Origin of the sequence: Lentzea albidocapillata, from assembly GCF_000719115.1 — a bacterium.
Lineage (GTDB): Bacteria > Actinomycetota > Actinomycetes > Mycobacteriales > Pseudonocardiaceae > Lentzea > Lentzea albidocapillata.
In genome coordinates this window covers 259,862-280,895 of sequence record NZ_JOEA01000020.1, presented here as the reverse complement: position 1 = coordinate 280,895, position 21,034 = coordinate 259,862, and the positions used below count along the sequence as shown (strand labels likewise).

Here is a 21,034-nt window from a genome sequence, read left to right as displayed (position 1 = left end):
TGTTCCCATGCCGGAGGTTGCACGGACGTGAACCTCCGGCACGGGACATCCTCAGACTCCCTCCGCGACGGCGAGCCCGAGCTTTCCCATCTGTTCGTCGGTCAACGGCAACGTCACCTGGTCGGTCAGCACGAGTTCCCGGCGCTCGGAGCTGGTGCCTGCGCTCAGGAGCTTGAGTGTGGAGTTCGCCTGCTGGATGCGGTAGACGGACCCGTCCGCCCGGTACACGAACAGCACCTGCGCGAATGCCGCCGCCGCGTCGAGGCTGTGCTGTGGTTGCAGTTGCAGGACGGTGCCGTCCGGCAGCACGCCCCGCATGCCGGGTGAGCACAGGCCGTAGTCCCAGAGACCGTCGTCGGCGGCTTCGACCGGTGTGCCCGCGAACTTGCCGACCCACAACCGGAGAGAACCTTCACCACGTCCGTCCCGGACGTTGAGGACGGCTTCGTTGTTCCGCGCCTGCGCCTCGCCGACCTGCACCGCGGGCAGCTCCACCCCCATGTTCTTCACGAGGTTCGCGAGGTTTCCCGCATCGAACGCCGCATCGCCGAACGCCACGGTCAGCGGCTTCGTGCGTTGGACCTCGGCGCAACTGCCGTCGAGGGGGACCCGCGCCGGGGTGCTGAGCGGTGTCATCTCCCAGGGCGGAGAGAGGGCGGGGGGCACCGAATCCGTCACCGGCCGGATGATGGTCGCCAGCCCGATCAGGGCGACGACCGCCAGGGCGCTGAACGCCGCACCACCGCGCTTGGCGTACACCCGGCGCTTTCCGCGCCTGAGCACATCGTCCAAGGTCGTCATCGGTGGAGGCGCGGACACGTCGAGAGCTCCGCGCAGCTCTTCCTCGATGTTCATCAGGCACTCTCCGAGTTGATCGGCTCGCCGTACGCCTCGCGGAGCGTCACCAAGCCTCTGGCCGTCTGACTCTTCACGTTGCCCGTCGAACAGCCCAGCTCAGCGGCCGTCTGTTCGATGGACAGATCGTGCACGTAACGGAGTACGAGTGTTGCCCGCTGCTTCGGTGGCACCTGCCGCAACGCCGTGAACAGCCGGGCATCGGGATCGAGGTAACCGCCGCTCACCCCGCGGTCGGGCAGGTCGGCGACCGCGTCCTCACGGCGCCGGCGCCTGCTGTCGAGGAACAGGCGCGTCACGATGGTGCGGACATACCCCTCCGCTGTTTCGCGCCGGATGTTCGGCCACTTCGCGTACGCCTTCACGAACGCGTTCTGGGCCAGTTCTTCCGCTTCCGACCAGTCGCCGCACAACGCGTACGCCGTGCGCCGGGCCCAGTCGAACCTGCTCGTGAAGAACTCAGAGAACTCCTCGTCCCGTCGCACTCCGGTCCCCCAAGCTTGTGCCGCGTTCACATTCAATACGCGAGCGACCCGCGAGAGGTTGCACGCACGAAAAACGGGCCGCCCCCGTGAGGGACGGCCCGTTCTCGTCGAACAGGAACTAGTGGTGTGGCCCGGAACGTTGCCGGGGGAATTCGCGGTCAGACGGGTGCATCGTGGTGTCGCCCCCACGTTCTCGTACTGGTTGTACGGGGGCGTGGCCGACGTAGCCGAGCAGGAACGCGACCGGGATCGACACGATGCCGGGGTTCGACAGCGGGAAGAGCGCGAAGTCGGCGTTCTTGAACATCGAGGTCGGCGAGCCGGAGACGGCGGGCGACAGGATGATCAGCGTGATCGTCACGATCAGACCGCCGTAGATGCTCCACAGCGCGCCCGAGGTGTTGAACCTCTTCCAGAACAGCGAGTAGAGGATCGTCGGCAGGTTCGCCGAGGCGGCGACCGCGAAGGCCAGTGCCACGAGGAACGCGATGTTCTGGCCGTTGGCGATGATGCCGCCACCGATGGACACGAGACCGATGACGATCGCGGTGAGGCGAGCGACCTTGACCTCGGAGTCCTTGTCCTCCTCCTTGCCCTTCTTGATGATGTTGGCGTAGATGTCGTGTGCGAACGACGCCGACGCCGTGATCGTCAAGCCCGCCACGACCGCGAGGATCGTCGCGAAGGCGACGGCCGCGATCAGGCCGAGCAGGATCGGGCCACCCAGTTCCAGCGCGAGCAGCGGGGCGGCCGAGTTGGCCTTGCCGGGTGCCGCGTTGATCGCGTCCGGACCGACGAGCGCGCCGGCGCCGTAGCCCAGGACCAGGGTGAACAGGTAGAAGATGCCGATCAGCCAGATGGCCCACACGACCGAGCGACGGGCTTCCTTCGCCGTAGGCACGGTGTAGAAGCGCATCAGGATGTGCGGCAGACCCGCGGTGCCGAGGACCAGGGCCAGTGCCAGCGAGAGGAAGTCCAGCTTGCTGACGCCGGTCTTGCCGTACTGCAGGCCCGGGCCCAGGAGCTTCTCGCCCGCCTTCGGCGCGGCGTCGACAGCGGCACCGAGCAGGGTCGAGAGGTTGAAGCCGTACTTGCCGAGCACCCAGACGGTCATGATGCCGGCACCGGCGATCAGCAGGACCGCCTTGATGATCTGCACCCAGGTGGTGCCCTTCATGCCGCCGATGAGGACGTAGGCGATCATGAGGGCGCCGACCACGGCGATGACGATCGCCTGGCCGCCGGAGCCCGTGATGCCGAGCAGCAGGGCGACGAGACCACCGGCACCGGCCATCTGGGCCAGCAGGTAGAAGAACGAGACGGCCATCGTCGACGTGGCGGCGGCGGCACGGACCGGACGCTGGCGCATCCGGAAGCTCAGCACGTCGCCCATCGTGTACTTGCCGGTGTTGCGCAGCAGTTCGGCGACCAGCAGCAGCGCGATGAGCCACGCCACCAGGAAGCCGATCGAGTACAGGAAGCCGTCGTAGCCGTTGAGCGCGATGGCGCCCGCGATGCCGAGGAACGACGCGGCCGAGAGGTAGTCACCCGCGATCGCGATGCCGTTCTGGGGACCCGTGAACGCACGACCGGCGGCCAGGTAGTCGGCGGCGGTCTTGTTGTTCCGGCTCGCCCGGATGACCACGAACAGCGTGATCAGGACGAAGACACCGAAGATGCTGATGTTGAGGATCGGGCTGGACTCGTTCACTTGCCGTCTCCCTCGATCTCGTTGCGGAGCTTCTCCGCCAGCGGGTCGAGGTTCTTGTTCGCGTGCCGCACGTACAGCGTCGTGATGACGAACGTCGACACGAACTGCAGCAGGCCGAAGATGAGCCCGACGTTGATGTTGCCGAACACCTTGGTGGACATGAAGCCGTGCGCGTAGTCCGCGAGCAGTACGTACAGCAGGTACCACGCTAGGAACAGTCCGGTGACGGGGAACACGAACTTTCGCAGTCGGTGCTTCAGCTCTTTGAAGTCATCGCTCGCTTGTACGTCGGCCCAGTTCTGCGCGTCTGGGGCCGACTCAGACGGGGTGTGATCGGCGGTGTTCACAGGCCCCTCCTCGCGGTACTCGTCGTAGGTGTCAGCAACGTGACGTGCACGTAATGCCTCCAGGTGCGGTCTGTTCTTGGTCGAGACCGTATGGAGACTTGAGTCACTCAGGTAAGTCCCCGATCGTGCCGTTGCGCCCAGCAGTCGGGTGATGCGACGAGCGGTCAGTATGCGTAGACGAACAGCACCCTGCGTGATCTTGTTTACCGTTCACCGATTCGAGTGACCAACTTTCACCCATTTGAAACGATGGCTACTCACCGTGTTCGACCAGCTCCCCTGCGCTTGTCGTCCGCCAACCGGGCCTTCTCCTCGGCGGTGCCGAAGCGGGCGATGGAGCGGTCCTGGATGAAGCCGAGCGGGTCGGGCGCGTGCAGCCGGAGCAGGATCTGGCTGACGTCCGCCGGAACCCGTCTGCGCGTCGCCTTGCTGACCATGATCATGACGATGAACGCCACCGGCACCGTGATCAGCGCAGGCTGGGTGATGAACGCGGGCGCCCAGCGGCCGGTGTAGGAGCTCACGACGCTGACGGCCTGAGCGGAGATGACCAGGCCGCCGCCGACCACGAGGCCGCAGACGGCGCCCACCCAGGTGAGTCCTCGCCACCAGATGCCGAGAACCAGAAGCGGGCAGAACGTCGACGCCGCCAGGGCGAAGGACATGGCCACGGTCAGTGACGCGTCGGAGCGCGGCAGCAGCAGGGCGAGACCGATCGCGACGAGTCCGGTGAACACGGTCGCCCACCGGAAGTCACGAACCTTGCCCGGCATGATGTCCGTCGAGACCACCCCGGCGACCGACACGACGAGTCCCGAGGAGGTCGACAGGAACGCCGCGAACGCGCCCGCCGCGACGATCGCGCCGACGATCTGACCGCCCAGGTTCGGCAGCATCGTCTCGGGCAGCATCAGCACCGCCGCGTCGGTCTTCCCGTTCACCAGCAACTGCGGCAGGTACAGCTTCGACAGCACGCCCAGCACCGTCGGGAAGATGTAGAACAGTCCCAGCAGGTAGAGCACGTGCAACGCCGTGCGCCGGGCCGCCTTGCCGTCCGGGTTGGTGTAGAAGCGCACCAGGACGTGCGGCAGGCCCATCGTGCCGAGGAACGTCGCGAAGATCAGCGAGTACGTCCTGATCAGCTCGGAGATGCCGCCGGTCTGCGGGCGCGACCAGTCACGGTTCGTCGTCGGCGAGCCGTCGACCACCGGCACCGGGCTGCCCGCGGTGAACTCCAGCGTCGTGCCGGGACTCAGCTCGTAGACGCCGCGGCCCCAGAACACCGGCCCGTCCGCGTCCCTGCCGTCGATCTGGCCGCTCACCTTCAACGTCAGCGGCTCGTCGACCCGGACCTTCACGACCTGCTCGGCCACGGTGATCTTCTCGGCCTGCGGGAACCTGATCACACCGTCGTCGCCGAGCGGCTGCGTGCCGCGGTCCGGAGAGGCCAGGAACACCACGAAGAGCACGAACGTGGGCGCGGCGATCGCGAAGAGCTTGCCCCAGTACTGGAACGCCTGCACGAGCGTGATCGCGCGCATGCCGCCGCCCAGCACGTTGACCACCACGATGACCGTGACGACCAGGCCGCCGAACCACGCGGGCAGGCCGGTGATCGTGGTCAGTGTCAGGCCGGCGGACTGCAGCTGCGGCACGAGGTACAGCACGCCGATGCACACCACGAAGAACGTGCTGAAGTGCCGCACGTTCACCGATCCCAGCCGGGCCTCGGCGAAGTCCGGCAGCGTGTACGCGCCGGAACGGCGCAGCGGTGCGGCGACGAACAGCAGCAGCGCGAGGTACCCGGCGGTGAAGCCGATCGGGTACCAGAGCGCGTCGACGCCGTCCTTGAGCACGAGCCCGGCGACACCGAGGAACGACGCCGCGGACAGGTACTCGCCGGAGATCGCGGCGGCGTTGCGGGTGGCCGGGATCGCGCGGCGCGCCACCAGGAAGTCCGGGGTGGTGTTCGCCTTGCGCGACCCGACGTAGCCGAGCAGGAACGTCACGGCCGCCACGAGAACGATGGCGCTGAGGCTCCAGATGGTGGTGGTCATGTCAGCGGTCGACCATGTTCACGAAGTCGCGCTCGTGCCGTTCGGCCTGTCTGCGGAAGACCCACCCGACGCCGTAGAGGATCGGGAAGGGCGCGAGACCGAGCACGAGCCACGGGATGGGAATGCCGAGGATCTTCAGTTCCCCGATCGAGGGGACCAGGTAGAAGGTGATCGGGAGCAGGCACATCCCGATCAGGACGGCGAACGCGAGCCCGAACGCGGACTTGAGCTGCTGCCGGATGAGGTCGCGGACCAGCTTCTCACCGACGCTGGTCTGCTCCTCCAGCTCGATGATCGTTCGTAACGCCTTGCCGCTCTTCTTCGTGGAGTCCGCGAGCACGACCCTGCGGCGGCGAGGCCTGCTGCCCTGCTCGCCGAGCCAGGCCTCGCGGGCGGGTGGCTCGGGCTTTCCCGCGTCGTGCCTGCTCACCAGCCGCTCTTCGGCGGTCGCACGATCCGTTCCTTGAGCTCCTTGGTGTGCCGGCGGCTCACCGGGAGCTCCTTGGCACCGTCACCGGTGCCGATGACGACCGCGTAGCCGTTCGCCGTCATCCGCAGCTCGCTCACCAGCGGCAACGCCACCAGGTACGAGCGGTGGATGCGCACGAAACCCGCGTTCGCCCAGCGTTCTTCGAGCTGGGCGAGCGGGATGCGGACGAGGTGGCTGCCGTCCTGCGTGTGGAGGCGGGCGTAGTCGCCCTGCGCCTCGACGTACCGCACGGACGCGCGCGGCACGAGCTTGATGGTGCCGCCGAGTTCGACGGGGATGACCTCGTCGTCGGTCGGTTCGGCGGGGTTCTGCGCGGCCGGGCCCGACGGGTTCGCCGGCGCCGCTGTGCGGCCCACTCGATCCGCGACCCGCGAGATCGCCTTGAGGACGCGCTCCTCGTTGATCGGCTTGTTGATGAAGTCGAGCGCGCCGACGTCGAACGCCGTGACGAGCGCGTCGCGTTCCTCGACACCCGTCACGAAGACCAGCGCGGGCGGATACCGGAACGCACTGAGCACCCGCGCGAGGTCCATTCCGGACAGTCCGGGCATGTTGATGTCCGCGAACACCGCGTCGACCGGCGGCAGGCCGGCCTTGGTCCGCGCCATGACCTCCTGCTCGTAGTCACCCCTCAGGATGCGCAGAGCCTCGGCGGCGTCGAAAGCCGTGAGGACGCGCCTGATGTGAGGACTGCTCTCGAGCAGGAACTTGATCTCGCTCAGGCCAGGGGCCTCGTCATCGACTGCGAGGACGAGGAGACCGGTGTTGTCATGGGTACTCACTGTGTCGGGCATCTTGCCCATCAATGTGCGGTCATGTCTACGCCGGGGTAGGCCTCGACACGCCCTGTGAAACCGAACTGATGCTCACAGCCCGAATCGGGACCAGCGAGCACGTTCCTCGACACTCGCCAGCACCTGCGTCACGAGATCGCCCGATCGGGTGGACGCCCCGGTCAGCCCGAGCTTGGCCAGCAACGGCTTGCGCGGCTCCGCGATCGTGAGCTCGGCGTCCGGGAAGCGCTTGGCGATGACGGTCCGGATGGTGCCGATGCCGTCGATCAGGCCGAGTTGCTGGGCCCTGGTGCCGGTCCAGATCTCGCCGCTGAAGAGGTCTTCCTCGCTCTTGAGCTTGGCGCCGCGGCGTTCGGTGACCCACGCCCTGAACTGCTCGTGCAGATCGGCGTGCAGCGACTTCAACCACTCGACGTCCTCGGGCTTCTCCGCCTGGAACGGGTCGAGCCGGACCTTGTTCTCGCCGGCCGTGTAGACGCGGCGCTCGACACCGGCCTTGTCCAGCAGGCCGTTGAGCCCGAATCCGGCGCTCACGACACCGATGGAACCCACGAGAGAGGTGCCGTGCGCGTAGATCTCGTCGCCGGCGCAGGCCAGCCAGTAGCCACCGGACGCCGCCACGTCCTCGCAGAACGCGAGCACGGGCACGTGCTTCTTGGTGGCGAGCTCACGGATGCGCTCGGCGATCAGGGCGCTCTGGGTGGGCGCGCCGCCCGGAGAGTTGATGAGCAGGGCCACGGCGATCAGGCGCTCGTTGTCGAACGCCCGGTTGATGGCCGACTCGACGTTCTGGAGGTTGATCGTGTTGCGCGCGACAGGCGAGGACTGCGGGGTGATGACCCCGTGCAACCGCACCGCCGCGACCACCGGCGGCCGCTCACCCCGGTCCATGACCCTCGGGAGCCGGGCCGCGATCTTGTCCGTGACGCTCATGTACTCGACAGTACGTGCGTTTTGCGGACACGCGGGAGCCCAACCGCACTGTCGGTTGCTCCCGCGTGACCTGGAACACAAGATGCTAGGTTCGGGCCGTGACGTTCAACCCGATCCGCTGGCTCGAACGGTATGTCGAGTGGTGGGACGACCGGGGCAGGCAGAACGCCGCCGGGCCGACGCCGATGCACATCTACTGGATGTGGGTGAGCTGGAGCGTGTGCGCCGTCGTGCTGATCACGACCTTGGCGGTGGCGGCTCGCTGAGCCGAGTGCTCGTCAGCACTTGCAGCTGCTGAACCCCTTGGCGGTGCACTTGATGCAGACGCGGACGCGCTCGGGTGCTTGGTGTTCGTGCACTGGATGTGGCCTTTACTCGCGGCCGGCCCCTGGTTGCTCAAACGGCCGGCTGTTCATTGGTCAACACCACAATCGGCACGATGCACGTCCGGGTTGAGCATGATTGACCTTGCAACTTCTTGACCGGCCATCGATGCAGGTCAGGCGCGGATCGCGGGCTGCTCCGCCGTCATCGGCTCGTCGGTCATCTGAGAACCGATGTTCAGGTTCGGCAGCACGTTGCGGGCGAACTTCGGCACCTTCAGGATGACCTTGGTGCCCGCGCTCGGCGCCGTCTCCACGACCAGGGCGTACTCGGCGCCGAACACCGTGCGCATGCGGTCGTTGATGTTGCCGATGCCGACGTGCGCGCCGGTCTGGTGGGCATCCTTGATGTCGTCGAGGCGGTCGGGGTCCATGCCGACGCCGTCGTCCTCGACGCTGATCAGGGCCTCGTTGCCGTTGTCCTCGGCCGTGATGGTGAGCATGCCGCCGCCGGGCTTCTTGGCCAGGCCGTGCCGCACCGCGTTCTCGACCAGGGGTTGCAGGACCAGGAACGGCAGGACGACCTGCAGGACCTCGGGGGCGATGCGCAGCCTGACGCTCAGCCGGGCGCCGTAACGGGCCTGTTCGATGGTCAGGTAGCGATGGATGTTGGTCAATTCATCGGCGAGGGTCGTGAACAAGCCGTCGGTGCGGAACGAGTAGCGCGTGAACTCCGCGAACTCCTGCAGCAGCTCACGGGCGTGCGACGGGTCGGTGCGGATCAGCGAGGAGATCGTGTTCAGCGCGTTGTAGACGAAGTGCGGCGAGATCTGGGCCCGCAGGGCCTTCACCTCGGCCTGGGCCAGCGCCTGGCGTTGCTTCTGGACGACTTCCAGTTCGAGCTGGGTCGAGACGAAGCGGGCGGTCTCCTCGGCCATCCGGATCTGGCGCTTCGAGGCCACGCCGGAGACCACGATCAACGTGCCGGCGACGTCTCCCTCGACGACCAGGGGCACCACGACGACGCTGTGCAGTGAGCACGGACCCTGCAGCTCGCAGCCGAGTTTGCGATGGTCCACGTGTTCCTTGTGGCAGTTGTTGATGGCCCGGGCCACCGTGTCGCGGAGGTACTCGTAGTGGTCGTTCGCGCCGCCGTCCCACGACAGGACAGTGCCCTCTTCGTCGGTGATGGCGACCGCGACGCACCGCAGCATCTCGCGCAGGTGGGGTGTGGCCTTGTCGGCGGCCTCCTGGGTCAGGCCCGCGCGGAGGTCGCTCGACGCCTTGGACATCCGGTCGAGCATGTCCATCACAGCATCCTCGACAGAGGTACTGACTCGTCGAGCGCGGCACAGCATCACGAAGAGGCCCAGAACGGCCAGGGTCGCGATGACACCGAGCACGGCGCGCTCGGTCAACAGGTCGCCCACAGTGCACATGCTGTGCCGTGGGGCACCCCTATAGCAAGAGGCGCGCCCGGCGTACCCCCGTACGGTCCACCGGTCCGGGTAGACATCCGATGAATTTGGGGAGAGGGTGTGCGGGTGAAAGTGGCACTGTTCGCGACCTGCCTGACGGACACGTTCTTCCCGGAGACGGCCCGTGCCGTGGTGCGTCTGCTGGAGCGGCTCGGCTGTTCGGTCGAGTTCCCGCTCGACCAGACGTGCTGCGGCCAGATGCACTTCAACACCGGTTACCGGGAGCTTTCGAAGCCGTTGGCCCGCAAGTACACCGACGTCTTCGGAAGCTACGACTACGTGGTTGCGCCATCCGGGTCATGTGCCGGCATGGTCCGGGAGGTCCATCCCACGCTGGGTGAGTCTCCGCCGCGCACGTTCGAGCTCGCGGAGTTCCTGGTCGACGTGCTGGGTGTGATCGACGTCGGTGCCTGGTTCCCCCACCGGGTCACCTACCACCCCACGTGTCACTCGTTGCGCATGCTGGGGGTCGGCGACAAGCCGTTGGCGCTGCTCAGGGCCGTGAAGGCACTCGATCTGGTGGAACTGCCGGACTCGACGCAGTGCTGCGGCTTCGGTGGCACGTTCGCGGTGAAGAACGCCGAGACGTCCACGGCGATGCTCGCGGACAAGATGACCTGTGTGCTCTCCACCGGCGCCGAGGTCGTGAGTGCGGGCGACAACTCCTGCCTCATGCATATCGGAGGTGGGCTCTCACGACTGCGCACGGGCGTGCGGCCGGTGCACCTGGCGGAGATCCTGGCTTCGACGGAGGAGGACCCGTGGCTCGCAACCCGGTGACGTGGCTGGGCAGCCCGACGTTCCCGAAGGCCGCGAAAGAGGCCCTGCAGGACACCCAGCTGCGGCAGAACCTGCGCAAGGCCACCGGCACCATCCGGGGACGCCGGGAGGCCGCGGTCGCCGAGATGACCGACTGGGAACAGCTGCGGGTCGCCGGCGAGCAGATCAAGGACGACGTCCTGGCGCGTCTCGACACGCTCCTGATCCAGCTCGAGGAGTCGGTCACGGCACGCGGCGGCGTCGTCCACTGGGCCCGGGACGCCGAAGAGGCGAACCGGATCGTGCTCGACCTCTGCCGCGCCGAGCAGGCGGACGAGGTCGTCAAGGTCAAGTCCATGGCCACGGCCGAGATCGGGCTCAACGAGGCCCTCGAAGCCGGTGGCGTGCACGCGATCGAGACCGACCTCGCCGAGCTGATCGTGCAGCTCGGCGACGACCGGCCGTCGCACATCCTGGTGCCCGCGATCCACCGCAACCGCTCGGAGATCCGCGAGATCTTCCAGCGCCGCATGGGGGTCGAGGTCTCCGACGAACCGGCGGACCTCGCCGAGGCGGCGCGGGTGTACCTGCGGGAGAAGTTCCTGACCACCAGGGTCGCCATCTCGGGAGCGAACTTCGCCGTCGCCGACACCGGGTCGATCGTGGTGCTGGAGTCCGAGGGCAACGGCCGGATGTGCCTGACGCTGCCGGAGACCCTGATCACCGTGATGGGCATCGAGAAGCTCGTGCCGACGTGGCAGGACCTCGAGGTCTTCCTGCAGCTGCTGCCCCGCTCGTCCACGGCGGAGCGGATGAACCCGTACACGAGCGTGTGGACCGGCGTGACGCCCGGCGACGGGCCGCAGCGGTTCCACCTCGTGCTGATCGACAACGGCCGCACCGCGACGTTGACGGATTCCGTCGGGCGCCAGGCACTCCGCTGCATCCGGTGCTCGGCCTGCCTCAACGTCTGCCCGGTCTACGAACGTACCGGCGGCAAGTCGTACGGCTCGGTCTACCCCGGACCGATCGGCGCGATCCTGACGCCGCAGCTGGTCGGCGACCTGCACGACCCGCAGGCGGCGTCACTTCCTTACGCCTCTTCGCTTTGCGGCGCCTGCTTCGAGGTCTGCCCGGTGCGGATCGACATCCCGTCCGTCCTCACGCACCTGCGTGCCGAGGTCGTGGAGGCCAAGGGACGCACGGCCGAGTCCGTCGCGATGGCGGCCGCCGCGTGGATGTTCCGGGAGGCCTCCCGCTACGAGAAGGCGCAGAAAGCCGGTTCCCTGGCCCGATTCCTGGCCAGGGACGGCAAGATCACGTCACTGCCGTGGCCGGGGTCGAGGTGGACGTCCTCCCGCGACGTGCCCGCACCACCGGCCGAGTCGTTCCGCGCCTGGTGGAGGAAGAACCGTGGCTAGCGCACGAGAAGAGATCCTTCAGCGCATCCGCGACGCGCGGGTCCCGGCCGCGGCTCCCGTCGTCCGCGGCTACCACCAGACGGGTCCCGGCGGCGTCGAGCTGTTCGCCGAACGGGTCGCCGACTACCGCGCGATCGTGCACACCGTCACCAGCGTTCCCGATGCGCTGAAGGCGCTGACCGGTAAACGAATCGTTGCGCCACAAGGCGTTCCGGACGAGTGGCTGATCGACGGCGTCACGTGGTTGCGCGAGCCGTTGTCGATCGAGGATCTCGACCGGGCGGACGGCGTGCTGACCGGATGCGCGGTGGCCATCGCCGACACCGGCACGATCGTGCTGGACGGCGGCGAGGCTCAGGGCCGCCGCGCGCTCACCCTGCTGCCCGACTACCACCTGTGCGTGGTGCGGGTGGACCAGATCGCCGCGTCGGTGCCGGAAGCCCTGCGGCGACTGGAGTCCACGCGGCCGTTGACGTTCATCAGCGGGCCGTCCGCGACGAGCGACATCGAGCTCAACCGGGTGGAGGGCGTCCACGGCCCTCGCACCCTGGAGGTGTTGATCGTTTAGGATCTAACCGCAGTGGACTCCGACGGCGTCCTTGATGGCCATCTCGTCGTAGTACTTGGTAATGGCGCGAATCGTCACGCACTTGCCCTTGGCGTACACCTTGACCGGACCGGCGTAGTACTGGAAGTTGCCGGCGTCGTAGTCGTTGTTGTAGCCGGGACGGTTGTTGTCGTCCTCGCGGAAGTCCTGGTTGTACATGCTGATGCTGGCGAAGTGCTTGAACTGCGAGTAGTACGCGGTCTTCACGTTCGCCGCGCAGTTGTAGCCCGTGCTGGAGTTGTAGTACAGGCGGATCGTGCTCAGGTGGTTCGGCACCTTCGAGTACACCTTGTAGGTGTCGATCAGCGAACCGGTGCACCCGTACTCGGCGGCGTGCGCGTTCATCGGCGCGACGATGAGGGCCGCGGCGGCGGCCACCACTACGGCGACGGCTTTCCTCAGACGTGTCATGCCTACGAGGCTGGGCCAGACCGGTTAAGCAGCGGTTATTTGAGCAGGCGGGACAGCCGGCGGTCCGCCAGCGGCTTGCCGCCGGTCTGACACGTCGCGCAGTACTGGAACGCCTTGTCCGCGAACGACACCTCACGAACCGTGTCACCGCACACCGGACACGGCAGCCCCGTGCGCGCGTGCACCCGCAGCCCCGACCGCTTCTCACCCTTCAACCGCGCGGCGTCCTGCCCAACGGACCGTGCGACCGCATCGGTCAGGGTCGTGAGCAGCGCCTCGTGCAGGTGGTCGAGCTGCTCCGAGTTCAGCTTGCCCGTCGTCGCGTACGGCGAAAGCCGCGCCATGTGCATGATCTCGTCGGAATAGGCGTTGCCGATGCCCGCGATCAGGCTCTGGTCCGTGAGCGACGTCTTGAGCCGCTCGGTCCGCTTGTCGAACAGGTCTTCCAGCTGCGTGCGGGTGATCCCCAACGCGTCCGGGCCCAGCCTGGCGACGCTCGCGATGGTCTTCGGGTCGCGCACGACCCACGCCGCGAGCCCCTTCTTCGTGCCCGCTTCCGTCAGGTCGAACCCCGGCCCCTGGCCGGGCGGACCCAGATGGACGCGCAACGCCAGCGGCCCGCGGCCCTGCTTGGGCGGTGGCGCGGACATGGTGTCGGCCCAGCGCAGCCAGCCGGCCCGGGCGAGGTGCACGACCAGGTGCAGGCCGTCCGCGACCTCCAGGTCGAGGTGCTTGCCGTGCCGGTGCGCGGCCACGACCTCCTGGCCGTGCAGCGCCGTCCATGGCGGGTCGAACGTCTTGAGCACCTGCAACGAGGCGACGTCGACGCGGTGCACCACACGGCCCACCGCGTTCTCACGCAGGTGGTGAACCAGTGCTTCTACCTCGGGTAGTTCGGGCACCGGTCCAGTGTCGCATCAGTCGACGGGTTGCAACGGACCTTCGACGTCCGGCAGCGAGTGCATCTCGATCGTCCGGGCGACCCGGGAGGCCTCCTGGCGCACCGCCATGGGGCCGCGAACGGACCCGATCCACCGCTCGGGTGGCAGCTCGTCGGGCGTGGCCTTGCTCTCCGCGACCAGCGTGTGCGGGCGGCGCAGCGCCCAGCGGACCGGGAAGAAGGCGAACAGGAAGATCAGCGCGAGGATCAGCCAGGCCGGCACGACGACCTGCTCCGGCGTCCAGGCGATCAGCACGACCACCATCACGACGAGCATGCCACCCATCATGATGCCGGGCAGAGCACCGCCGCTGACGTCGTGTTCGAAGTCGTCGGACTCCACCGGGTTGCGCCACTCGATGCGGCTGTGGACCGTCCACATCCGCCCGTCAGCACCGCGCACCAGCCGCGTCATGTACCCGTCTCCCACGCTCGGTCGGTCTTGGCCAAACCGTACCTGGCGCGGGCAGAGCCTTGTGGGTGAACTCGCCGGACCTTGATCGTCACCGTCAGTTCTGGCGCGGCTCTGTCGGGTAGAGCGTGGCCGTCGTGACCGTGGTCCGCGGCGACGAGCACGGTACGGAGGACGGCGTCGGCGGTTCGGACGACGACGACTGCACGTCGAGCGACCTGATTTCCCGCGACGACGTCGACGACGTGCTGACCACGTCGGACTGGCCCGACGACTCGACGATCGTCTCAGCCCGCTCGGCCGGCGGATCCTGGTGCGGCTCGCTGGTCGGCGCCGGCACGGACGAGGCGGTCCTGCGCACGGTCTCCTGGCGCTGCCCGCCGGGGTTGACCACGTTCTCCTGCGGCTTGGCCCGCTGCTGCTCGGGAGCGGGCGGCTGGGCCACCACGAGTCCCTGGCTGTGCTCGGAGCTCGACGACCCGGACGTCTCCATGGCGATCACCGGCTTCTGGTCCGGCTGCAGCACGGCGACACCGGCGGCGCCGTTGAACACCGCGGCCATCGTCCCGAACAGGCCGACGGTCGCCACGCTCGCCGCCACGAACGCCAGCTTCGCCTTGGTCAGGAAAACCTTGCCGGCGAACGCGAGCCCCAGCGCCGACGGCACGATCAGGTACGCCGCGCTGGCACGCAACGTCGCGCAGACCTCGTTCAGCTCGGTGTAGAGCTGTGTGCAGCCGGAACAGGTGTCGAGGTGGCCGCGGATCCGGCGTTCCTCGACGCCCTGGACCCCGCCCGCGGTGTAGGTGCCGAGCTTCGACCGGATCGCCGCGCACGACGAACGCCCGTCGTCGGCCGCGAGGTGGGCCTGCAGGTACGCCGCACGCAGTCCCTCGCGCGCACGGCGGGCCAACGCCGACATGGCGTTCGGCGAGAGTCCGAAGTGCGGTGCCACGGTGGCGGGGCGTTCGCCCTCGACCTCGACGCGCCACAGCACGACCCGCCAGCGTTCGGGCAGGCTGGAGAAGGCCCTGGTGATGAGGTTGTGCTCGGCTCTGCTGTTCGCGTTGTCGCTCACCGGCTCGACGCGACGGCCCAGCTCCTCGTCCTCCACCGGCACGTCGCGGCGCCGTCCGCTCCACTCCCACGCGACGCGGCGCGCGACGGTGAGCAGGTAGGTGCGGACATGGTCGGTGGGCCCGCTGCCGCGGCGGATCGCCTGGAGCATGCGGAAGAACGATTCAGCGGTGAGGTCGTCGGCCTCGGCCGCCTCCCGGACGTGCCTGAGAGAAAAACGGCGGATCGCGTCCGCATGCCGGGAGAACAGTTCGCCGTAGGCCGAGTCGTCTCCCTCGCGCACTCTGGCGAGCAGGTCCCGGTCGACCTCGTTCTCGTCGACCATCACAGGCCTCAACATGCCACAAGGGGCCAGAACTGCTCCTCGATGAGAACAGGTCGATATACAAGACCATCCGTTCGGCGTGGGCTGATCAGCGCAACGCGATCGGTGACAGGACGGTCACAGGTGGGCGTCGGACGGTCGGCGCGACAAGATCCAGCGACTATCGTCACGCACGTGGTGGACTGGCGAGAACGTGCTTCGGCCCTGGTGCCGGAACTCCGGGCGGTCGCCGAGACCGAGGAGTGGTCCTGCCACGTCTTCTTCTCCGAGCTGTCTCAGCTGGCGCAGGAAGCGCACCGCGCGCAGGACGACGAGGTGCTGCGGCGTGCGTACGGCTTCGCGCACTGGTGCTTCCACCAGCCGGAACAGTTCCTGGAGAACGCGGCACTGATCAGCTTCTACGAGCACGTGTTCGACGACTGGGACCTCCGCGAGGAGGTGGCCGCGTGGCTGCCGGTCGACGTGCTGCCCAAGGTGCGGGCGCTGTGGGAGTGGCGCTGGCCGAAGGAGCAGTTGGACGAGGTAGATCAACTGCTGGCCGGTTTGGAGCCCCCCTCGCAAGATGCCGTTTAGAGCCTGTTGTATAGTTCTCTCCCGTAAGGCAGTGCGGATGTAGCGCAGTTGGTAGCGCATCACCTTGCCAAGGTGAGGGTCGCGAGTTCGAGTCTCGTCATCCGCTCTCGAAAGAAGCCCGGTGTCCTGTGGACACCGGGCTTCTTTCGTTTATCGGGTGTTCACGCGGTTCTCGAGGTGATCTCAGGCGCGACCCGTGAAAAGGTGGTCCCAGACCGCTCGCATCAACCTGATCGAGCCCGTTCGACAAGGACCTGGAGATCATGGCCATCAAGCAGACGGCAAACGCTCACTGGGAAGGCTCCCTCGTCGAGGGCAAGGGAAACGTCAGCCTCGCCACCTCCAACAGCGGCAGCTTCGACATCGACTGGAAGGCGCGCGCCGAGGAGGCGGGCGGCAAGACCAGTCCCGAGGAGCTCATCGCCGCCGCACACTCGGCCTGCTACTCGATGGCGCTCTCGCACGGCCTGACCGGCGCGGGCACGCCGCCCACCTCGATCGACACCAAGGCCGAGGTCTCGTTCCAGGCGGGCGTCGGCATCACCGGCATCCACCTGACCGTCCGCGCCAACGTGCCGGGCCTGTCCCAGGAGGACTTCGTCACGGCCGCCGAGGGCGCCAAGGCGAACTGCCCGGTCTCCAAGGCGCTCGCGGCCGTCGAGAACATCACCCTCGACGCTGCCCTGGTCTGAACCGCAGCTCCGCGGGCCCGTGACTGATCAGGTGCCTGCGGTAACGCACGTCGCCGGGCTGCTCGGCCACCTCGGACGAGCGGTCGAGCAGCTCTTCGGCGACGATCCGGCCCTCCAGCCGGGCCAGCTGGGCGCCCAGGCAGTAGTGCGGCCCATGCCCGAAGCCGAGATGCCCCGGCACGGACGGCCTGCCGGGATCGAAGTCCTCGCTGAACACCTTCGGGTCGCGGTTGCCGGCCGCGTAGTCGAGGAACAGGTGCTCGCCCTCCTCGATCCGCACCCCGCCCGTGGTCACCGGGCACGTCGCCGTCCGGAAGAACCCGGCGAACGGCGTGTCGAGCCGCACCACCTCCTCCACCACGCCGCCCAGCCGGCGTTCCGTGTCGTTGAGCCGTAGGAACATGCTGGCCAGCATGTTCGTCGTCGAGTCGGTACCGGCCACGACGACCGCAAGGCACAGCGACAGCCGTTCCTGCTCGGACAACTGCCCGCCCCGGAACGCGTTCGAGCGCGCGAAGTAGGCGCAGAACTCGTTCGTCCCGGCGAAGTACGACCCGAGGGCGCGCTCGCTGACCTCCTCGCCGCTGGTCAGTTCCAGCACGGGTGCCACGAACTCGCGGAACAGCGGGAAGTCCGCCTCGGGCACGCCGAGCACGTCACCGACGACTCCGAGCGCGAACGGTGCGGCGAACTCGCCGACGAAGTCCGCTTCTTCCGGCAGTTCGTCGAGCAGCGTCCTCGCGCGTTCCCTAATTGAGTCAGCCATTTGGCGCACGGCCGTTGGGGTGAATTTCTGATTCGCCGCCGCACGAATTCGGGCGTGTCTCGGGCCGTCCGCCGCATTGAGTGAGGACATCAATTCGAGCAATCGCCGCTGCTCCGGCGGCATCAGCGCCGCCACGGCCGCGACCTGCGGACCTGCCATGTTCCGGGAGGAGAACGTCACCGGATCAGCCAGCACGGCACGCAGGTCGGCGTACGCGGTGACGCGCTGGGCGTTGATTCTCGGGTCGAATTCCATTGCGCTATCTTTGCGCGGTTATGGCCTTTGTCGGGGGCTGACGACAGGACCAACAACGTGATCATCCGCCTGCTCGGGCCGCTCGAACTCACCGGCCCGAACGGAGCAGTTCAGCTCAGCAGTGCGGGACAGAGAACCCTCGTGGCCCGGCTGGCGCTGAACCCAGGCGAGACGGTGCCGAGGAGTGCGCTCGTGGACGCGCTCTGGTCAGACGAGGTGCCGGCGTCCGCCACGAAGACCCTGCACAGCCTGCTCGCGCGCCTGCGCGGCCAGATCCGCGACGCCGGGCTGGGCGAGCTGATCACCACCCGCGAGCCGGGCTACGTCCTGAACGCGCCTGCGGACACCGTCGACGCCGCACGGTTCGAGGCGCTCGTCGCAGCAGCAAGGCACAGCGACGAGCCGTTGGCGTCCGCGAAGATGCTGCGCGAAGCCCTCGCGTTGTGGACCGGCGACCCGCTCGCGGACTGCCGCCCCGGTGAGTGGACCCGCCAGGAGTCCGCGCGGCTCACCGACCTGCGGACGGACGCGACCGAGGAACTGATGGAGGTATCGCTCGCGCTCGGCGAGCACGCCGCGGTGGCACCGCTGGTCAGCGCGCTGGTCGAGCGGCACCCGTTCCGCGAGCGGCTGTGGGAGCAGCTGATGATCGCGCTCTACCGGTGCGGGCGGCAGGCCGAGGCGCTGGCCGCGTTCCAGCGGGCGCGCGGCGTCCTGGTCGACGAGCCCGGTCCCCGGCTGCGCGACCTCGAACAGGCGGTGCTGACCGCCGACCCCCGCCTCGACCTGCCGGAACGCACACCGGTCGCGGTGCGCGGCAACCTGCCCGCCGACCGGTCGAGCTTCGTGGATCGCCCGGAGACCACGCACGTCGCGGATCTGATCAGGAAGCACCGGCTGGTCACGCTGATCGGTGTCGGCGGAGTGGGCAAGACGCGGCTCGCGATGCACGTGGCGCGCGGCGAACACCCACCGGACGGCGTGTGGCTGGTGGAGCTCGCGGCGTTGCGCGACAAGGCTCTTGTGCCGCACACCGTCGCCGAGGCGCTGGGCGTGGTCGACCAGACCGGGCGCGGGCAGCTGAGCGTGCTGACGGAGTTCCTGGCCGGCAAGGACGCGTTGCTGGTGCTGGACAACTGCGAGCACGTCGTGGACCACTGCGCGGTGCTGGTGGACACGCTGCTGCGAGTGGCGCCGAACCTCCGTGTCATCGCCACGTCCCGGCGCGCACTACGGGTCTATGGCGAGCAGGTCATGTCCGTGGCGCCGTTGTCCGTGCCGTATCCGGCGGCCACGTTGTTCGCCCAACGCGCTGATGCGGCGATTCCCGGCTCGTTCGTCATCACGGCGGCGAACGAGCAGGCCGTCACCGACCTGTGCCGGCGACTGGACGGCATCCCGCTGGCGATCGAGATGGCGGCGATGCGGGTGCGCGCGCTGACCCCGGCACAGTTGCTGAAACGGCTCGACGACAGGTTCCGGGTGCTGACCGACGGCGGGCGGACCGCATTACCGCAGCACCGGACCCTGTTCGCGACGATGGAGTGGAGCTTCGACCTCTGCTCTGCGCGCGAGCAGCTGCTGTGGGCGCGGGCGTCGGTGTTCGCCGGCGGTTTCGACCTGGCCGCGGCGGAGGCGGTGTGCTCGGACGACTCGCTGACCGCGGACTTCATGTTCGACGCGGTCGACGGGCTCGTCGACAAGTCCGTGCTGCAGCGCGAAGAACACGCGGGCGTGGCGCGCTATCGGTTGCCGGAGACCATGCGCCAGTTCGGGCAGACGCGGTTACGTGTGAGCGATGAAGAGCCACGGCTGAAGGCGCGCCATCGTGACTGGTACGCAGGCATTGCGCTACAAGGAGAACGAGCCTGGTTCACACCGCGGCAGGAAGCGACCGTCGGGGCGATGGCGGCCGAACGCGGCAACCTGCGGGCGGCGCTGGAGTACTCGTTGACGACGCCGGGCGAGGCCGACTCGGGCCTGCGGCTGGCGGCGACGCTGTGGTTCCACTGGGTCGGCTGCGGGCGGTTCGCCGAGGGGCGGCACTGGCTGAACTGGGCGCTGTCCCTGGAGGCCGAACCGTCACGCGCGCGCTGCAAGGCGTTGTGGGTCACCGGGTACCTGGCGACGTTGCAGGGCGACACCTCTGCGGTGCCCGCGTTGCTGGAGGCCTGCCGTGCCGAGGCCGCGGTGCTGGAGGACGAGGACGCCGACGTCTACGCGACCTACGTGCAGGGCGCGGCCGCGGTGTTCGACGACGACCTGCCGCTGGGCGTGACGCTGCTGGCCGAAGCCGATCGCAGGCATGCCGAGCTAGGGCACATGGACAGCAACGTGGTGATGGCACGGGTGGCGCTGGCGATCGCCGTGGCGTTCGGCGGCGAACTCGACCGTGCGGCGGAGATCTGCACCAAGGCCCGGATCGTGTGTGAGGAGAACGGCGAGCTGTGGGCGCGCGCGTTCGCGTTGTACGTCCTGGCTTTCGTGGCCATGGGACGCGGCGACATCGTCGAGGCCCGCGAGCTGGCCACGTCGTCGTTGCGCATCAAGGAGAAGTTCAACGACCTGCTGGGCATCGCGGTGTCGGTCGAGCTACTGGCGCTGATCTCGGTGGTCACCGGGTCCGCGTCGCACGCCGCGTTGCTGCTGGGCGGCGCGGACCGGGTGCGGCAGTCGGTCGGGTTGCCGCTCTTCGGGTCGGCGAACTTCGCGGCGTCGCACGACCGATGCGTGGCGTTGTGCCGGCAGGCGTTGGGGCCTGAGCAGTACGAAGAGCACTTCTCGCGCGGTGCGGCAATGACCGTGCCCTCAGTGGTCGCGGCCGCGCAGTCGTGACGCAGGTTCCATGCGGGCGGCAGTCGCCGAACCGTTGCCTCGGCCGGCCCACTGGCGACTGCCTTTGCGGGGACTATGGGTGCGTGGACCGGGACAGAACGCTGGCGCACCTCAGCGAGGACGACTGGGGCAGGCCCGACTCGTCGTCGACCCAGCTCTACCGTGACCTGTGTGCGCTGCGCGATCTGCCGGTGGGGCAGCTGACGCCGACGTCGTTGCACCTGCTCGTGACACATCAGGTGGGCTTGGACGTGACAGCGCTGCTGGCCCTGGAACACGTCGAGTGCGACCCGTTGCGATCGGTCGCCCTGTACCCCGGTGACCTGCTCGCCGCTCTACTGAGAGTAGATCACTCGTTCTGGACCGATCACCCAGCGTTGCTGTCCAGGATGTCCGCCCTGCTTGATCGACTGCGCACCCTGCCGGACGGCGACTGGCACCTGCTGGTGTCCGCGGCCGAGCAGTTTCCCGGTTAGGCGCGCGTTAGG

The 21,034-nt window shown here is 68.1% G+C and carries 22 protein-coding genes and 1 tRNA gene; 9 read left to right on the top strand and 14 right to left on the bottom strand.

The genetic code is table 11. The annotated features are described in order from the left end of the window. Positions 1-51: 51 nt before the first annotated feature. The 8 genes from IG04_RS0131105 to IG04_RS0131070 all read right to left on the bottom strand — a co-directional run bounded on the left by IG04_RS0131105 (position 52) and on the right by IG04_RS0131070 (position 7,672). Positions 52-855, bottom strand: a complete 804-nt coding sequence (locus IG04_RS0131105) for an L-type lectin family protein (protein WP_030480305.1) — start codon at positions 853-855, stop codon at positions 52-54. Continuing rightward, complete coding sequence (locus IG04_RS0131100) at positions 855-1,340, bottom strand: SigE family RNA polymerase sigma factor (protein ID WP_030480304.1); 486 nt, start codon at positions 1,338-1,340, stop codon at positions 855-857. The genes IG04_RS0131105 and IG04_RS0131100 overlap by 1 nt, the downstream gene beginning before the upstream one ends. Positions 1,341-1,458: 118 nt before the next feature. Then, complete coding sequence (locus IG04_RS0131095; protein WP_084590032.1) at positions 1,459-3,051, bottom strand: solute symporter family protein; 1,593 nt, start codon at positions 3,049-3,051, stop codon at positions 1,459-1,461. Continuing rightward, the gene (locus IG04_RS0131090) at positions 3,048-3,398 is read right to left on the bottom strand and encodes a DUF485 domain-containing protein (RefSeq protein ID WP_030480302.1); all 351 of its coding nucleotides are present in this window, start codon (positions 3,396-3,398) and stop codon (positions 3,048-3,050) included. The genes IG04_RS0131095 and IG04_RS0131090 overlap by 4 nt, the downstream gene beginning before the upstream one ends. Before the next feature lie 257 nt (positions 3,399-3,655). Then, a complete protein-coding gene (locus IG04_RS0131085; RefSeq protein ID WP_030480301.1) occupies positions 3,656-5,455 on the bottom strand; it encodes a sodium/solute symporter in 1,800 nt (599 codons plus the stop codon). 1 nt (position 5,456) lies between these two features. Continuing rightward, positions 5,457-5,885, bottom strand: coding sequence for a hypothetical protein (locus IG04_RS0131080; RefSeq protein ID WP_030480300.1), 429 nt, complete (start codon positions 5,883-5,885; stop codon positions 5,457-5,459). After that, positions 5,882-6,748 (bottom strand): LytR/AlgR family response regulator transcription factor, encoded by an 867-nt coding sequence (locus IG04_RS0131075; RefSeq protein WP_030480299.1) that lies wholly within the window; start codon positions 6,746-6,748, stop codon positions 5,882-5,884. The genes IG04_RS0131080 and IG04_RS0131075 overlap by 4 nt, the downstream gene beginning before the upstream one ends. Positions 6,749-6,811: 63 nt before the next feature. Next, positions 6,812-7,672 carry a S49 family peptidase gene (locus IG04_RS0131070; RefSeq protein ID WP_030480298.1) on the bottom strand — a complete coding sequence of 287 codons (861 nt, stop codon included), beginning with the start codon at positions 7,670-7,672 and terminating at the stop codon, positions 6,812-6,814. 98 nt (positions 7,673-7,770) lie between these two features. Here IG04_RS0131070 and IG04_RS47335 point away from each other — a divergent pair, with 98 nt between their 5' ends. After that, positions 7,771-7,938, top strand: coding sequence for a hypothetical protein (locus IG04_RS47335; RefSeq protein ID WP_166048541.1), 168 nt, complete (start codon positions 7,771-7,773; stop codon positions 7,936-7,938). 233 nt (positions 7,939-8,171) lie between these two features. Here IG04_RS47335 and IG04_RS0131060 read toward each other — a convergent pair whose 3' ends face one another. Further along, the gene (locus IG04_RS0131060; RefSeq protein WP_030480297.1) at positions 8,172-9,434 is read right to left on the bottom strand and encodes a sensor histidine kinase; all 1,263 of its coding nucleotides are present in this window, start codon (positions 9,432-9,434) and stop codon (positions 8,172-8,174) included. Positions 9,435-9,545: 111 nt separating this feature from the next. Between IG04_RS0131060 and IG04_RS0131055 the strand changes: the two genes are divergently transcribed. From IG04_RS0131055 to IG04_RS0131045, 3 genes are read left to right on the top strand one after another with little or no spacing between them, the layout of a single operon-like run. Beyond that, positions 9,546-10,253 (top strand): (Fe-S)-binding protein, encoded by a 708-nt coding sequence (locus IG04_RS0131055; protein WP_030480296.1) that lies wholly within the window; start codon positions 9,546-9,548, stop codon positions 10,251-10,253. Then, entirely contained in the window at positions 10,235-11,653 is a 1,419-nt protein-coding gene (locus tag IG04_RS0131050; protein WP_030480295.1) for a LutB/LldF family L-lactate oxidation iron-sulfur protein, read from the top strand. The genes IG04_RS0131055 and IG04_RS0131050 overlap by 19 nt, the downstream gene beginning before the upstream one ends. Next, positions 11,646-12,221 carry a LutC/YkgG family protein gene (locus IG04_RS0131045; protein ID WP_030480294.1) on the top strand — a complete coding sequence of 192 codons (576 nt, stop codon included), beginning with the start codon at positions 11,646-11,648 and terminating at the stop codon, positions 12,219-12,221. Before IG04_RS0131050 ends, IG04_RS0131045 begins: the two co-directional genes overlap by 8 nt. A 3-nt stretch (positions 12,222-12,224) precedes the next feature. Here the strand turns inward: IG04_RS0131045 and IG04_RS0131040 are convergent, their stop codons facing one another. From IG04_RS0131040 to IG04_RS43075, 4 genes are all read right to left on the bottom strand, one after another. Continuing rightward, entirely contained in the window at positions 12,225-12,671 is a 447-nt protein-coding gene (locus IG04_RS0131040) for a hypothetical protein (protein ID WP_090006688.1), read from the bottom strand. 35 nt (positions 12,672-12,706) lie between these two features. Further along, a complete protein-coding gene (locus IG04_RS0131035) occupies positions 12,707-13,573 on the bottom strand; it encodes a DNA-formamidopyrimidine glycosylase family protein (protein ID WP_030480292.1) in 867 nt (288 codons plus the stop codon). A 15-nt stretch (positions 13,574-13,588) separates the two neighbouring features. Next, positions 13,589-14,026 (bottom strand): hypothetical protein, encoded by a 438-nt coding sequence (locus IG04_RS0131030; RefSeq protein WP_030480291.1) that lies wholly within the window; start codon positions 14,024-14,026, stop codon positions 13,589-13,591. 94 nt (positions 14,027-14,120) lie between these two features. Continuing rightward, the gene (locus tag IG04_RS43075) at positions 14,121-15,440 is read right to left on the bottom strand and encodes a sigma-70 family RNA polymerase sigma factor (RefSeq protein WP_245816640.1); all 1,320 of its coding nucleotides are present in this window, start codon (positions 15,438-15,440) and stop codon (positions 14,121-14,123) included. Between the two features lie 159 nt (positions 15,441-15,599). On the opposite strand from IG04_RS43075, the gene IG04_RS0131020 reads away from it, so the two are divergent. From IG04_RS0131020 to IG04_RS0131010, 3 genes are all read left to right on the top strand, one after another. Continuing rightward, on the top strand, positions 15,600-15,998 hold the full coding sequence (locus IG04_RS0131020) for a DUF7674 family protein (protein WP_030480289.1): 399 nt from the start codon (positions 15,600-15,602) through the stop codon (positions 15,996-15,998). Between the two features lie 33 nt (positions 15,999-16,031). Continuing rightward, a tRNA-Gly gene (locus IG04_RS0131015) sits at positions 16,032-16,104 on the top strand. A gap of 157 nt (positions 16,105-16,261) precedes the next feature. After that, entirely contained in the window at positions 16,262-16,690 is a 429-nt protein-coding gene (locus IG04_RS0131010) for an OsmC family protein (protein WP_030480288.1), read from the top strand. On the opposite strand, the gene IG04_RS0131005 is transcribed toward IG04_RS0131010, so the two are convergent. Next, entirely contained in the window at positions 16,665-17,711 is a 1,047-nt protein-coding gene (locus IG04_RS0131005) for a cytochrome P450 (protein WP_030480287.1), read from the bottom strand. The genes IG04_RS0131010 and IG04_RS0131005 overlap by 26 nt on opposite strands. Before the next feature lie 57 nt (positions 17,712-17,768). On the opposite strand from IG04_RS0131005, the gene IG04_RS0131000 reads away from it, so the two are divergent. After that, positions 17,769-20,546: an AfsR/SARP family transcriptional regulator gene (locus IG04_RS0131000; protein ID WP_051771010.1), complete on the top strand. Its 2,778-nt coding sequence runs from the start codon at positions 17,769-17,771 to the stop codon at positions 20,544-20,546. An 83-nt stretch (positions 20,547-20,629) separates the two neighbouring features. Further along, the gene (locus IG04_RS0130995) at positions 20,630-21,022 is read left to right on the top strand and encodes a contact-dependent growth inhibition system immunity protein (protein ID WP_051771008.1); all 393 of its coding nucleotides are present in this window, start codon (positions 20,630-20,632) and stop codon (positions 21,020-21,022) included. Positions 21,023-21,034: the final 12 nt, after the last annotated feature.